General features: G+C 52.1%; 1 pseudogene. It reads right to left on the bottom strand.

The annotated features are described in order from the left end of the window. A pseudogene (locus ACFP6A_RS14430) lies at positions 1 to 318 on the bottom strand (IS1-like element IS1A family transposase); the annotation flags it as partial. Positions 319 to 507: the final 189 nt, after the last annotated feature.

Raw genomic sequence — 507 nt, 5'->3', positions numbered from 1 at the left:
CAGCGCAGACAATCACATCGCTGCCCGGTTGTATGCGCGAGGTTACCGACTGCGGCCTGAGTTTTTTAAGTGACGTAAAATCGTGTTGAGGCCAACGCCCATAATGCGGGCAGTTGCCCGGCATCCAACGCCATTCATGGCCATATCAATGATTTTCTGGTGCGTACCGGGCTGAGAAGCGGTGTAAGTGAACTGCAGTTGCCATGTTTTACGGCAGTGAGAGCAGAGATAGCGCTGATGTCCGGCGGTGCTTTTGCCGTTACGCACCACCCCGTCAGTAGCTGAACAGGAGGGACAGCTGATAGAAACAGAAGCCACTGGAGCACCTCAAAAACACCATCATACACTAAATCAGTAAGTTGGCACCATTACCCGGGAAGAGGGGGAAAATCTAGTGTGACAAACTACCCTCAGGATAGGGTGACAAATTGCCCTCAATTCTGGCTCCACTACCGGTTACAGCCAAAAAAACTATGAGTAAGCGCAGGATGCCAGGGAGGGAACAGC

This window comes from Quadrisphaera sp. GCM10027208, from assembly GCF_042658805.1.
Classification (GTDB): Bacteria; Actinomycetota; Actinomycetes; order Actinomycetales; family SCSIO-59966; genus SCSIO-59966.
Note: the sequence above shows the minus strand (reverse complement) of the source record. Positions and strands in the feature narration are given on the sequence as shown.